This window comes from Microbispora sp. NPDC088329 (genome assembly GCF_040685655.1).
Lineage (GTDB): Bacteria > Actinomycetota > Actinomycetes > Streptosporangiales > Streptosporangiaceae > Microbispora.
Map to the genome: position 1 here is coordinate 1 of NZ_JBFBIP010000025.1, position 14,249 is coordinate 14,249.

The window sequence follows — 14,249 nt, forward strand, 5'->3', positions numbered from 1 at the left end:
CCCCTCACTCCCAACGGCAAGATCGACCGCGACGCCCTGCCCGAGCCTCCCGGCGACCGGCCCGACCTCGCCGACGCCTACACCGCACCCCGCGACGAGATCGAAACCGCCATCGCCGGCATCTGGTCCGACGTCCTCGGCATCGACCGCGTCGGCATCCACGACAACTTCTTCGACCTCGGCGGACATTCACTACGAGCAGTGGCGGTGGCGACTCGTCTACAGGATGCCGGCATCGACGTTTCGGTACGCCAGGTCATGCAGCACAGGTCCATCGCGGAGATCGCGGAGGCCGTCACGGGGCAACCCCGCTCGTCGCTGCGGGCCCTGACCCTTGAGTTCACGTCCGAGGGATCGGCGCGCACCGACGACCTGGTCTTGTTCTGCGTCCATCCCAGCGGCGGAAGCGCGCACTGGTATGAAGCGCTCGCCCAGAAGCTCACAGGCTCCTGCCGGACGTACGGAATCCAGGCTGCGGGAATGGATCCCGGTGAGGTTCCGTACAGAAGCGTCCCGGAAATGGCGAGCCGCTATTGGGAGGAGATCAAAAGGGTCCAGCCGAGGGGTCCTTACCGTGTGCTGGGATGGTCGTTCGGAGGGCTGGTCGCCCACGAGATCGGGCAACAGCATCCGGATGAGGTGGACGCGGTCTATCTATTGGAGCCTCCGACGGTGCAACCCGGTATTCGGCGCCGGATGCTTGATTATGCCGATGTCTACCGTAAGGCCGGCGAGATCTGGCTCGAGGGGCGCGCGGCCGACGGCGCCAGGCGCGTTGAGATCGAAACAAAATTCCGAGACTTCGTGGATTCCCTTGAATTCACCACAGAATCTCCCGGGTTGGACGACTGGCTCCCGTTCGGCGCATTGGGCGGAATCATGGAGGCCGCCGGAAACTACATGCCCGGCGTCTCCCGGGCCAACGCCACCCTGATGATCAGCGAAGACAGCCGCAGTATGTCTGCTGAATCCAAGTACAGAGAGGGGGGACTCGCAAAATACCTCGAATTCTGGAAGTCGCTTTATCGAGATGACATCCGAGTGGTCGATGTCTCCGGAGATCATATCGATATGATGACCAAGGACTCTTCGATCGCGGAGGTCTCCCAGCAGATCAGGACGGCATCTTCCGGTTTTCGTGGCCGGTCCTGACCACTCTCGGCCTGTCATGCGATTTCCGGCGTAGGTGTCCGAGCCGCCGAGTGATGTGACTCTTCCGACCGTCCTTCGAAAATAGCTCCATTCACTGTTGGGCCGTAGAACCAGGAGATCCAGTCCAGATGACGCATGTTTCGCCCACCGAGCCGATCGGGAGCCCGGCGCGGGAAGCCAGGGTGCTGTCCGAACGGGAACGGCACCAGGTGCTGGTGGAGTGGAACCGTACCCGGCACGAGGTCGAGCCGGCCACGCTGCCGGACCTGTTCGAGGCCCGGGTGGAGGCCACTCCCGACGCGGTCGCCGTCGAGTTCGAAGACCACACCCTCACATACGCCCAACTCAACGCCCGGGCCAATCAGCTGGCCTGGCATCTGATCGGCCAGGGCATCGGCCCTGAGGACGTCGTCGCCCTGGCCATCCCACGTTCGCATGAGCTGATCATCGCGGTTCTCGCAACCATGAAAGCCGGCGCCGCCTACCTTCCTCTGGACCCCGAATACCCCGCGGAACGCATCGCGTTCATGCTTCAGGACGCAGCGCCCGGCTTGCTCCTGACCACCCAAGCCGTCACGCTCGAACACCCAGCCGGCACCCGCCTGCTGATCACCGATCCCGCCATCGCCCAGCGACCCGCCACAAACCCGACCAACGGCGACCGCGTCCAACCACTGCACCACCAGAACGCCGCGTACCTCATTTACACCTCAGGATCCACCGGCCTGCCCAAAGCCGTTCTCGTCCCTCACACCGGGATCAGCAGCCTCATCACAGACCACATCTCCTGTCTCGATCTCGGTGAAGAAACCCGTCTGCTGAATCATGTGTCGCCCAACTTCGACGCGTGGAGCGCAGAAATCTTCTTCGGACTGGTCGGCGGCGCCACTGTGATTGTGGCTGGCGCGGACAAGCTGCTGGGAGAGGACCTGCTTCTGGCCGTGGAAAACAAGAGGGTCACCCACCTCAGTGCCCCCGCTCCGGTCCTGGCCACCGTTCCAGCGCGCGACCTGCCCGAGCTGCGGACTCTGCTCGTAGGCGGTGATGTCTGCTCGGTCGCTCTGGTCAACGACTGGGCTCCGGGCCGTCGGATGCTGAACGGTTACGGTCCGACGGAGTCGACCGTTGCCGCGACACTGAGTTTCCCGTTGGTGGCCGGCGAGACGCCTCCCATCGGCGCACCGGTGTCGAACACGCGAGCGTTCGTGCTGGACGCGGAGCTGCGTCCGGTGGCACCGGGCGTCGCGGGTGAGCTGTACGTGAGCGGGGCAGGGCTGGCCCGCGGGTACGTCAACCATCCGCGCCTGACCGCGGAGCGGTTCGTCGCCTGCCCGTTCGGCAATGGGGAGCGGATGTACCGCACGGGTGACATCGTGCGGTGGCGTCACGACGGACAGCTCGAGTTCCTTTCCCGGGCGGATGAGCAGGTGAAGATCCGCGGTTTCCGGGTCGAGCCCGGTGAGATCGAATCCGTCCTGACCGGCCATCCGGGGGTCGCCCGGGCCGTGGTCCTGGTTCACGAGAGCCAGCCCGGCGACAAACGCCTCGTCGCCTACTTCGTCCCCCAGCGGAACGCGTCCGGCGGACATCGTTCTCAGCACCACGTCGACGAGTGGCGGCAGTTGCACGAGGAGCATTTCGAAACATCGAGGATGGCTCCCTTCGGTAGAGATTTCGAAGGCTGGGCGAACAGCTCGGACGGCTCCCGGATTCCCGTCGAGGAAATGCGGGAGTGGCGAGACGAGATCGTGCGGAGGATTGTCTCGCTGAAGCCGCGGCGCGTACTCGAGATCGGCGCCGGATCCGGAGCCATCGTGGAGAAGCTGGCCCCGCACTGTGTGGAATATTGGGCGACAGACTTCTCGGCGGCGGCAATGGAGAAGCTCTCGGAAGACGTTGCGGGTGTCCCGGAGTTACGCTCCAAGGTTCACGCGAGAGTCATGGCTGCGGACGATTTTTCTGGAATCCCTCAAGCGTATTTCGACACCATCGTCATAAATTCGGTCATCCAGTACTTTCCCTCTAGGTCGTACCTGGAGGATGTACTCGCGCAGGCGTCCCAGGCTCTGCGGCCTGGAGGAAGGATATTCGTAGGGGACGTCCGCAATCTTCGTCTCCTGGACGAGTTCCATACTGCGGTGGCACGGAGTAAGGTCGGCGGCGACATGGGCAGGATTGCTCTGTGGAAGTCGGCGAGCTTGACGCGGGAGAAGGAGCTTCTCGTCGACCCGGCATTCTTCACCGCGCTGGGCGACCGCATTCCCGCTTTCTCGAACGTCGATATCAGAATCAAAAGCGGCAGGGCGGTCAACGAGCTGACCCGATATCGATACGATGTGATTCTGCACACCGAAACGGTGGACCGGGAGGCATCTGGGACGAGGTTCCGGGACTACCGCTGGGGCGAGGGGGTCGGCAGCCTCTCGGAGGTCAGGGGGCTGCTGGGCGAGTTGAGGGGCGAAGCGCTCCGGGTGCTCGGCATTCCGAACTCCCGTCTCACAAGCGGAATCTCCGGCCCTGGTCCGGGCTCGGAAAGCCCGCACGCCCTCTGCGCACTCGGTGACGATTTGGGAATCGACGCTGTACCGACATGGTCCGAGCATCCCCACATGTTCGACGTGATCTTCACGGACAAGAGCATGGCGTCAGGCGGCCGTGTCAATTGGCGACCGATGGCCGGTGGCGCCGGCCGTGAAGGTCTCACGAACACTCCATTCAGTGGTCACGCCGAGACGCCAAGCAGTCTGGAGCTGGCCTCATTCGTCAACTCCCGGCTTCCGTCGCACATGGTCCCCGCCTCGTTCGTTCCGTTGGAGGAATTTCCTCTGACGCACAACGGAAAGCTGGACCGAAGCCGGCTGTCCGAGCTGGGAGCCCTGGCGGTGACCAATGATCGCCGGCCGCAGGGCCCAACATCTCAGAGCCCCGCAGTGGAAACTCTCTGCTCTCTCTTCGCAGAGGCCCTCGGGCTTGACGGGTTTCAGGCCACAGACAACTTCTTCACGTCCGGAGGGCACTCGTTGATTGCCACGCGTCTGGTGAGCCGCATACGCACCTGCTTCGACGTCGAGATCTCTCTGCGGGTCCTCTTCGAGGCTCCGACGCCAGAAGAGATCGCTTCGAGGATCGCCGGTGCCGGGAAGCGGCGCCGGCCGGCACTCCGCCGGAAGCCGCCAACGTGAGTCCACTCCTGTACGTGACTCAGCCGGAGCGACCCATCACATGCACTTCATGGGCCCCAGCCAATACTGGTCGAACTCATTACGAATGCCAGGCAGAGGAGAGAATATGCGGCATCCGCTCGTCACCGAGACGTACGTGAAACCTGTCGAGGATTTCTATCTCCGCCGCGATCCCGCAGGTGGCACCGTCTTCGACGTCTGGGAGCGCGGCGAGGCCGTCGGGGACTCGATCACACCGTCAACGTACGACAACGGCTACCGGGCATGGATGGGTTTCCTGCTCCACTCCCAGCTCGGGCGGCCGGGCGAGCACACGCTGATCAGCGTCGGCTGCGGCAACGCGATGATCGAGTCGGATCTGGTCCGTCGTGGGCACGGGGTCACGGCGGTGGACGTGCTGCCACAGGCCGTCAGCTTGGCGCAGGCCAAGGGCGTCCCTGCCGTGTGTGCCGATGTGATGACCTGGACGCCGTCCGCACCGGGACCGCTCATCGTGTACGCCGACGGTCTGCTGGGGCATCTCTATTCCACCGAGAACCACAACCTGCCGATCCTCGACGTCATCCACCGGTGGCTGGCCGAGCGGCCGGGCAGCGCCTTGATCATCTCGAACGACGAGAGCCACGACGAGCTGCCGGTCGAGCCGGCGCGAGGGGTGCCCGGGTTCCACTGGTTTTCCGCCGGTTACCTGCAAGAACAGTGCGGACGCGCCGGATTCACCGACGTGGATCACATCCGGTACACCTATCAGCGACCGCTGTCCGGACCGCGCCACCGCGTCGTCCTGATGGCGCGCGGCTGATCCGCCATGCCCGTCTCCGACGACTTCCGGCAACGCCTCGATGCCTGCCTGCCTGCCGTGGCCGAGCATTTCGGCACGCCGTTCTACCTCTACGATGAGCAGGGCATCGTCGACACGATGGCTCAGCTGCGGGACGCCTTCGCTCCACTCGACTTCCGCGAGTTCTACGCCGTCAAGGCCGTCTCCAACCCACGCATTCTGCGCCTGCTGCGGGAGCACGGCGCGGGCTTCGACTGCGGCTCGGTGCCCGACCTCGGCGTCGCCCGCCGGGCCGGTGCGACCGCCGACGATCTGATCTTCACGTCCAACAACACGACCGCCGCGGAGTTCGCGGCCGCCCGCGCGACCGGAGCCCTGCTCACCATCGACGACCTGGCCGCGTTCGGCAAGCTGCCGGACCTGCCCGAGCGGGTCGGGCTCCGGCTCAACCCGGGCACCCTGGCCTACGGCGGCGAGGCGGAGCTGGTGACCAGCGGGCAGAAGTTCGGTCTGCGCCCTGACCAGCTTCTCGCCGCCGAGCGGGCGGCCCGGGCGCGCGGGGCCCGCTCGTTCGGCCTGCATGCCATGGTGGCGTCGGGGCTCACCAGCACCGGCGTCATTCGCGCGACGCTCGAGTTCCTGCTCACCATGGCCGGGCGATGGCATTCGGACACCGGCACGGTCGTCGACTTCATCGACGTGGGCGGCGGTCTGGGAATCCCGTTCCGGCCGGGCGAGCCCGCCTTCGACCTACGCGGGTTCGCCGCCGACGCCAACCGTCTCCTCACCGGCTGGGCCGAGCGCGAGGGTATTCCGCGTCCGCGTCTGTTCCTGGAGTCCGGTCGTTACGTGACCGGACCGCACGGCGTGCTGGTGACCCGCGTGGTCAATCGGATGGAGAAATGGCGGACCTTCGTCGGCGTGGACACCGGGGTCTCCGCGATGATCCGGCCGGCGCTCTATGACACGGCGTACCACCACATCTCGGTGCACGACGCCGACGACCGGCCCGAGGAGGTGGTCGACGTCGTCGGCAGCATGTGCGAGAACAACGACAAGCTCGCCACCGCCCGCCGGCTGCCCCGCGCCGAGGAGGGCGACCTGATGTACGTGCACGACGTGGGCGCGCACGGATATTCGATGAGTTTTCCGTACAACCACCGTTTGCGCCCGCAGGAACTCCTGCTGCACGCCGACGGCGACGTGGAGCTGATCCGGCGCGCGGAGACGGAGGCGGACTTCCTCGCCACCCTCGAGTGCGAGCGGCGAGTGCTGCACACGCGCGCCGGCGGCCGACGGGTGACCACGTGAGTTTCTGGGATCGCCTGGACTGCCTGCGCGCGGTCGCCGCCCGGCATCCGGACGGCATGGTGGACCTCACCAAAGGGGAACCGGTCGACCCGGTCCCGATGATCATCCAGCGGGCCCTCGCAGGCGCCGCGAACGCGCCCGGCTACCCCCTGACCCGCGGCACGGCGGCACTGCGCGAGTCCGCCGCGGTGTGGCTCGCGCGCTGCCACGGTGTGTCCGTGCCGTCCGGCCAGGTGCTGCCCACCATCGGGTCGAAGGAGTTCATCGGCCTGCTCCCGCTGATGCTCGGGCTCGGACCGGAGGACGCCGTCGGGTATCCGGAGCTCGCCTATCCCAGCTACGCGGCCGGCGCCCGCCTGGCCGGCGCCGAGACCGTCGCCTCCGACGACGTGACCGCCCGTGATCCGGTGCTGCCGAGCGGGCGCCGCATCCGGCTGATCTGGCTGAACTCCCCAGCTAACCCCACCGGGAGGGTATGGCCTGCCGAGAGCATGCGCCGTATCGTCGGATGGGCCCGGAAACACGACGTCGTGGTGGCCTCCGACGAGTGTTACCTCGACTACGGCTGGGATGCCGCGCCGGTCTCACTGCTGGCCCCGGCCGTGGCGGGCGAGTCCCACACGGGGCTGGTGAGCGTGTACTCGCTCTCGAAACGCAGCAACCTGGCCGGCTACCGGGCGGGTGTGGCTGCGGGCGACCCGGAACTGATGGACAGGATGTGGCAGCGGCGCCGTGAGATCGGCCTGATCACCCCCGCCCCCGTGCAGCGCGCCGTGATCGCAGCCCTCGACGATGACGCCCACGTCAAACGGCAACGCGAGCGGTATGCCCACCGGCGCGCCCTCTTGCGGGCTACCCTCTCGGCGGCTGGATGGACGATCGACCACTCCGAGGCCGGTCTGTTCCTTTGGGCACGCTGCCCGGCACTGCCCGGCTGGACGGCGTGCGAGCGGCTCGCCGAGGCCGGCATCCTGGCCACCCCGGGCGACATGTACGGCGACGCAGGCCGCCGGCATGTGCGCTTCGCCGTAACCGCCTCCGATATGGCGATCGAGATCGCATGCCGCCGTCTCCACACCGCTGTTCGGCCCTGACCGGACAGGTTCTCCACCTTCCGCACCACGGTGATCGGCGCCGGCGTCCCCGGTGCTACCTCAATGAGCAGGGATTCGGCGTCGCGGGACGCCCACGCCGTACGCCTCGGACGACAGATAGATCGACACGCCGGGACTGGGCGGCCCGATCCGCAGCGACACGTGCGCGACCAGGCCGACGCCATCCTCGAGCGGGCGGCTCGTGACCGCGGCGACAGCCGCCTCCAGCCTGTCCGTGTCGAAGCCGTACCGGCCGAGCAGCGCATGGACGCGGTCGTACGCCTGCCGATCGTCGGCGACGTAGCTGCGGATCGGTACGTAAACGCTGTATCCGACCGGCCGCGCCGCCTGTGCCACGAAGGTGTAGCTGCTGATGATGGGACGCCTGTCGTAGGGACCGGCGAAACCGGCGGCCGACTCACAGAAGGCGACCACCTCGGCGGGATCTGCGCCTGGCACCACCGCCGCCGCCCGTGCCAGGTCGGCCGGCTCTGCGTCGTGCTGTGACACGTAGAGCTTGATCCTGGCCGTGTCGGTGTCCCGCAGATCCAGGGCGAAGAAGGTCAGGCGGTCGCCCCGGCCGATCTCGCCGGGCCGCAGCGCCTGCTCACACACCGCCTGGTAGGCCGCACCGGCGCCGAGCCGGCCGAGCCCCTCCTGGACCAGTGGGACGGACCGGGCCATCCCGTGAATCTCGGGGTTCAGGTACACCTTGAACTCGGGCGTCGTACGCAGGATCAGCGAGTGCCACATGCCGAAGGTCCCCCGCGGCCGGCCAGTGGTGAACAGATCTCGGACCCGTTCGAGGCGCGACATGCTCACCGCGTGCCGGGCAGCCTGGCGACGGAGGAACGCGAGGGCAGGCGTGAGATCGGCAGGGGACGCCGGATCGGTGACCGCGGCCTCGCCGAGAATTCGCAGCACGGGTGGTCCGGCCGGATCGAACGCCAAGGAGAACTCCACCGGGGTGTGGTCGTCCGAGACGTCGGAATCCCACGCGGGTCCGGCCGCGAGGGGTCGCCGCCCCGCGGAACCCAACAGATCGGTTACCAATTCGACGGCTGTGGCGCCATCGGCGTGCGTGACCTGGCTTAACCGCACCAACTGATCCGTGATATGCGTGACGAGCGACTCGACAGACACTTAGCCTCCGCTCAGGACGCGATCATGATTCACTGATCATCTAACTCGGTGTATATCGATTAGTCCAGACCCGTGTTGTTCTGGCACGTGTGAAAACGGACCCCCTGGTGCCGGGCCACCCGGTGCCGCCGGCCCTTCGCGCCTTCTGACCTGGCCATGGTCCGTCCGGCGAGGCCTGTGACCGTCACGGGCGGCTGCCGTCCGCGCTTCCCTGAAAAGGACCTTTGCCTTCGTAAACCGGCGATCTTCCTCTCGCTCTGCGGCTCCGCTTTTGCGGCGAGTTGCTTTGTCGCGCCGTCACCGGTGATTTCCTTTGCGGTCTCTTGCCGTACGGCCTCCGGTCTTTGCCCTACGCGCGACTGAGTCTCAGTCACGCACCGTCAACAGCGCCTCGGGCAGAGGGGCGGAGCCCGGTCCGCTTTGGGGTAAACAGTCCCACTGGTAGATCTTCTGGGCTCTGTGCGGCTTTTACTTTGCTCCGTCCTGACTCATCCTGTAGTGTCCTGTTTGCCGCCAACCGGTGGCTGGATTGGACTTGGAGAGGAGATCACCGTGGGTGACCCCACATCGACCTCTGAGCCAAGGCTTTTCGGATCACACGTCTGACTCACGACGGCCTTCCGGCCGATCGCCATAGCTTCAGCGCACACGCCTCCGGGTGAACGACTTCCTCGCGCCCGGACACGTGGCCCGTCTTCGCGGTCTGCCGTACGCAGGTCCCTAGATGACGCATGGCCATCCACTGTCGTCTCACGAAAGATCCCCAGCCCTCATGAAGACTCTGTTTGACCTGCGTGGCAATCGACGCCTCACCGCCGTGGCCACGTTCGCCGGGGTGGCGGCCCTCACCACTTCCCTCGTGGCCGCCGCGCCCGCGCCTGTCGAGCAGCCGGTCAACGAGGCCGCCAACGTTTCCTCCACGGTCCCGACGCAGGACCTTTCCCTCGCCATGCCGGCGCACGAGGAGGCCCTGCTCCAGGGCAGCACCACCGGCTCGTACTTCTGGGACGACGCCTCCGGTCGCCAGGGCGACACGGGCCTGCCCGCGATCGGCAAGCCCATGCAGAAGGGCCTGTTCGCCAGCCCGAGCTGGCCGCTGGGCACCGAGGGCTACGTCTTCTACAAGGGCAAGAAGGCCAAGTTCTTCATCGGCGACCGCGGCCCGGGCATCCCGTCGAACAACGGCGTCATGCTCGACATCGACGGCAAGACCTTCGCCGAACTCACCGGCACCACCTGGAACGAGAACACGCTGACCGTCACCGGGGACCTCGGCCACATCCCGATCCAGTACGTCGTCACCAAGTGGGGCGACGGACCGGGCCTGCGCGGCGAGCCCGTGCCTTTCTCCAGCGGCGCCTGGCGGAGCTGACCCCCGAGATCTCGATGCGTGAGCGATGTGCGCGACCTTCGCGAGACTGCTAAGGTTACGGACATCGCAGGCGCCGCTAGCTCAGTTGGTTAGAGCAGCTGACTCTTAATCAGCGGGTCCGGGGTTCGAGTCCCTGGCGGCGCACAGAAGTACGAAAGCCCAGGTCGGCATAGTCGGCCTGGGCTTTCGTCGTCGACTGACCGTCTCCGCGGCCTCCCGTGTCCTGCCACCCTGTTGACGGCTCGCAGCACACTCAAGCGGGCTCCCTCAAGGCCCGGGGGGACGAAAGGTGCAGTGGGCAAGGATCTGGGCGAATGCCCATAAGATGGGGTCGGGGTGCCGGGAAGTCTGGTCGGCGGTCGTCGAACCGAGCCCGGAAACGGAGCGCCCATGGCCCCTTCCCAGCGACTGTCCCTCCTCGGTCCCGGATCCCGGGCCGAGGCCCGCCGCATCGCCGACATCCTCCGCAAGGAGACGATCGGCGGCGCCCTGCTCCTGATCGCCGCCGTCGCGGCCCTCATCTGGGCGAATTCCCCCTGGTCGGACGCGTACGCGGGGCTGCGCTCGGTGACGGTCGGGCCGGCTGGGTGGCACCTGGACCTCAGCCTCGCCAAATGGGCCTCGGACGGGTTACTGGCGATCTTCTTCTTCGTCGCCGGCCTGGAACTTAAGCGCGAGTTCGTAGCGGGGGACCTACGCGACCCCCGGCGGGCCGTCGTTCCGATCGCGGCGGCCGTCGGCGGCGTGATCGTACCGGCGCTTCTCTACCTGCTGGTCAACGTGCTGATGGACGGTGCGGTGCGGGGATGGGCGACCCCGACGGCCACCGACATCGCGTTCGCGCTCGCGGTGCTCGCCGTGGTGGGGCGGCGGCTGCCCCCCGCGCTGCGTACGTTCCTGCTCACCCTGGCCGTCGTGGACGACCTGCTGGCCATCGTGATCATCGCGGTGTTCTACACGTCGCATCTGTCGGTGCTGCCGTTGCTGGCGGCACTGGTGCCGCTCGGCGTCTTCACCGCGCTGGTGCGGCGGCGGGTGCGCTCGTGGTGGCTGCTGCTCCCGCTGGCCGTCGCGACCTGGGGACTGGTCCACGCCTCGGGTGTGCACGCCACCGTGGCCGGGGTGCTGCTCGGCTTCGCCGTACCCGTCTTGCGGGGTGAGAAGGCGGGTGGTCCGGAGGCGGGGCCGGGGCTCGCCGAGCACTTCGAGCACCGGTTCCGCCCGATTTCGGCCGGGGTCGCCGTGCCGCTGTTCGCGTTCCTGTCCGCGGGTGTGCCGTTCGGCGGGCTGGGGGGCGTGACGAACCTGCTCGCCGATCCGGTGTCGCTCGGCGTCATCGTCGGGCTCGTCGTGGGCAAGCCGCTGGGGATCATGGCGGCCACCTGGCTGACCGCTCGCTTCACCCGTGCCGACATCGACGAGGGACTGGCGTGGGTGGACATCGGCGGGCTGGCGATCCTGTCCGGCATCGGGTTCACGGTGTCCCTGCTCATCGGCGAGCTGGCGTTCGGTCTGGGCACGGCCCGCGACGCCCAGGTCAAGCTGGCGGTCCTGACCGGCTCGCTGGTCGCGGCGCTGCTGGCGACGGTGGTGCTGCGACTGCGTAACCGCGCGTACCGGCGGCTCGCCGACGCCGAAGCCGCCGATACCGCAACAGCCGATGCGGAAACCGCCGACGATTCGACCGTGGGCGGACAGGGCCCCGGACAGGCTCCCGAACGGGCTCCTTTCCGGGCGCCCGTACAGGCTCCCAACGGCGAGAGGCAGTGGACGACCGGCGCGCGCGGGCCGGGCCGCGAGGCGGAGACATGACCGGTCTCGAGCACATCGGCCTGCTCTACGGAAGCGAGGACGAGTACGTCACCGGATGCGTCGCTTTCCTCCGGCAGGCACTCAAGGCGGGGGAGCCCGCGCTCGTCGCGGTTCCCGGGGGTGGCGGCGAGCTGGTGCGGGCCGACCTCGGGCACGACGCAGAGAGGGTGACCTTCCGGGACATGAGCGTCGTCGGCCGCAATCCCGGCCGGATCATCCCCTCGGTCCTGCTCGCCTTCCAGCGGGCGCACCCGGGCCGGCGCGTGTGGATCATCGGCGAGTCGATGTGGAACGGCCGCAGCGACCTCGAACACCCCGCCTGCGTGCAGGACGAGGCCCTGGTCAACGTCGTCTTCGCCGACAGTGAGGCCGCCATCCTCTGCCCGTACGACACGGTGGGGCTCGGGGCGGAGGCGATCCGCGACGCGCATCGCACGCATCCGGTCGTGCGGGACCGGAACGGCACCTTTCAGAGCCCCGCCTACGCCGACCCGCTCGCGACCGCCGCCGCCTGCGATCTGCCATTGCCCGCGCCTCCGCCGCACGCGGCCGTCTTCCGGTTCACGGGGCTTCGAGCGCTTCCCGAGTTGCGCGCGTTCGCCTCAGCCGGAGCCGAGGCCGCGGGGCTCGAACCACGCCGCCTCGCCGACATGGTCATCGCGGTCAACGAGCTGGCCACCAACACGGGCGAGCACACCGACGGGCCCGGCACGCTGGCGCTGTGGGCCGAGCGCGGCACGCTGGTGTGCCAGGTCGACGACGGCGGCCGGCTCGATCCGCTGGCCGGGCGGGTGCCGCCGCCCGATCACGCCGCCCACGGGCGCGGCCTGCTCGTCGTGCACGAGCTGGCGGACCTGGTGCGGATTCACCGGCACGAGCGGGGAACGAGCATCCGCATTCACTTCGACCTGCCCGGGAGGCGCGCCGCGTGCACCTCCCGACCTCCGGTCACCAGGTGACGGGCAGCGCGTCGAACCCTCCTGCCAGCCTGTCGGTGTGCGTCCTCAGTTCCTCGTACGGCATCGCGAGCGCCAGCGTGGGGAAGCGGGTGAAGAGAGAGCCGAAGACCGCGCGCAGCTCGACCCGTGCCAGGGACGCCCCGAGACAGTGGTGCGGCCCGTGACCGAACCCGACGTGCGGTTGGGGATCGCGCCGCCGGATGTCGAACCTTTCGGGGTCGGTATAGACGCGCTCGTCCCTGTTGGCCGCCGAGGTGGACAGCATGAGCAGGTCGCCCGCGCGGATCGGCACCCCGGCGACCTCGACGTCCTCGTGCGCGTAGCGCACCAGCCCGTGTTCACTCGGCGAGGCGACCCGCATGATCTCCTCCACCGCGCCGTCCAGGAGAGAGGGGTCGCTCAGCAGGGCGTCGCGCTGGGCGGGGTTGCGCAGGAACAGCAGCACGCCGTAGTCGATCTGGTTGACCGTCGTCTCGTGGCCGGCGAACAGCAGGCCGCCCGCGATCCTGGCGACGTCGTCCTCGGGCAGTGAGGCGTTCGCCAGGTCGGAGTAGACGTCCTCGCCCGGGTCGTCCCGCTTGGCCTTCACGATCTCGTAGGTGTAGGTGTTGATCTCCATTTGAGCCGCGGCGGACCGCTCGGGGTCGCTGAGGTCGGTCATCGCCTCGGCCATCGCGCGGAACCTGCCCCTGTCCTCGTACGGCACGCCGAGGAGCTCGCAGATCACCTGGATCGGCAGCGGGAGCGACAGGCCGGCGTGCAGGTCCGCGGGCGGGCCCTGCTCGGCGAGCCCGTCGAGCAGGTTCCCGACCAGCGAGCCGATCCGGTCCGACAGGTTCCGCATGCGCCGGGCCGAGAACGCGGGGGCGAGCAGACGCCTCATCTCCTTGTGGACGGACCGCTCTGTGGCGTACTGGCCGGTCGGGCCGCCGAGCAGGGCGTTGTTCGACAGGCGGGCCGCGGTCTCGGGGGCGGGATGAGAGCGGCCGAACCTGTCGTCGGTGAACACCTGCCGTATCTCCTCGTAGCCCGTGACCAGCCACGCTTCGTCGCCCATCGCGGTCGTGACCTTGGTGATCGGCGCCCTGGCCCGCAGTTCGCCGAAGCCGGGGGATAGCCCCAGGGCGTCCGGCCGGTCGAACGGCAGCCGTGGCAGTCCGGGCATGGTGAATTTCCCTTCGCTCGATGTCGGGCCCTTACGAATCTCTCCCCTGACTTCCAGTCCGGCAAGGTAGTAAAACCATGTCCGGTGTGACCGAAGACGGGACGTTTGCCGCGCCCGCCGCCCGGTATGCGGCCACGCCGCCATCCGCGAACACCAGCGTCGTTCCGCGGCCCGGCATGAGACGGGTGGTACGGGAGGAACGGGGATCAAATCGTGGTGAAGTCACCGCAGCCAGTGGAAGATCTTCATCGGCGCGGCGGTGGCCGTGCCACCGGAGA

The 14,249-nt window shown here is 67.8% G+C and carries 10 protein-coding genes and 1 tRNA gene; 9 read left to right on the top strand and 2 right to left on the bottom strand.

The window, feature by feature from the left end:
- The 5 genes from AB0O28_RS33315 to dapC form a co-directional block, all read left to right on the top strand.
- Positions 1-1,152, top strand: a 1,152-nt coding sequence (locus AB0O28_RS33315) for an alpha/beta fold hydrolase (RefSeq protein ID WP_363646549.1), incomplete at its 5' end; no start/stop codon positions are given.
- 128 nt (positions 1,153-1,280) lie between these two features.
- Positions 1,281-4,334 carry an amino acid adenylation domain-containing protein gene (locus AB0O28_RS33320; RefSeq protein WP_363646550.1) on the top strand — a complete coding sequence of 1,018 codons (3,054 nt, stop codon included), beginning with the start codon at positions 1,281-1,283 and terminating at the stop codon, positions 4,332-4,334.
- Positions 4,335-4,440: 106 nt separating this feature from the next.
- A complete protein-coding gene (locus AB0O28_RS33325; RefSeq protein ID WP_363646551.1) occupies positions 4,441-5,136 on the top strand; it encodes a class I SAM-dependent methyltransferase in 696 nt (231 codons plus the stop codon).
- Between the two features lie 6 nt (positions 5,137-5,142).
- Positions 5,143-6,426, top strand: a complete 1,284-nt coding sequence (locus AB0O28_RS33330; protein WP_363646552.1) for a diaminopimelate decarboxylase — start codon at positions 5,143-5,145, stop codon at positions 6,424-6,426.
- Complete coding sequence (gene dapC / locus AB0O28_RS33335) at positions 6,423-7,520, top strand: succinyldiaminopimelate transaminase (protein WP_363646553.1); 1,098 nt, start codon at positions 6,423-6,425, stop codon at positions 7,518-7,520. Before AB0O28_RS33330 ends, dapC begins: the two co-directional genes overlap by 4 nt.
- Positions 7,521-7,580: 60 nt before the next feature.
- On the opposite strand, the gene AB0O28_RS33340 is transcribed toward dapC, so the two are convergent.
- Complete coding sequence (locus tag AB0O28_RS33340) at positions 7,581-8,663, bottom strand: tryptophan dimethylallyltransferase family protein (protein ID WP_363646554.1); 1,083 nt, start codon at positions 8,661-8,663, stop codon at positions 7,581-7,583.
- A gap of 772 nt (positions 8,664-9,435) precedes the next feature.
- Here AB0O28_RS33340 and AB0O28_RS33345 point away from each other — a divergent pair.
- The 4 genes from AB0O28_RS33345 (at position 9,436) to AB0O28_RS33360 (ending at position 12,806) form a co-directional block, all read left to right on the top strand.
- The gene (locus tag AB0O28_RS33345) at positions 9,436-10,035 is read left to right on the top strand and encodes a hypothetical protein (protein WP_363646555.1); all 600 of its coding nucleotides are present in this window, start codon (positions 9,436-9,438) and stop codon (positions 10,033-10,035) included.
- A gap of 70 nt (positions 10,036-10,105) precedes the next feature.
- A tRNA-Lys gene (locus AB0O28_RS33350) sits at positions 10,106-10,179 on the top strand.
- Positions 10,180-10,425: 246 nt separating this feature from the next.
- Complete coding sequence (gene nhaA, locus AB0O28_RS33355) at positions 10,426-11,847, top strand: Na+/H+ antiporter NhaA (RefSeq protein WP_363646556.1); 1,422 nt, start codon at positions 10,426-10,428, stop codon at positions 11,845-11,847.
- The gene (locus tag AB0O28_RS33360) at positions 11,844-12,806 is read left to right on the top strand and encodes an anti-sigma factor RsbA family regulatory protein (protein ID WP_363646557.1); all 963 of its coding nucleotides are present in this window, start codon (positions 11,844-11,846) and stop codon (positions 12,804-12,806) included. The genes nhaA and AB0O28_RS33360 overlap by 4 nt, the downstream gene beginning before the upstream one ends.
- On the opposite strand, the gene AB0O28_RS33365 is transcribed toward AB0O28_RS33360, so the two are convergent.
- Positions 12,796-13,971, bottom strand: coding sequence for a cytochrome P450 (locus AB0O28_RS33365; protein WP_363646558.1), 1,176 nt, complete (start codon positions 13,969-13,971; stop codon positions 12,796-12,798). The genes AB0O28_RS33360 and AB0O28_RS33365 overlap by 11 nt on opposite strands.
- Positions 13,972-14,249: the final 278 nt, after the last annotated feature.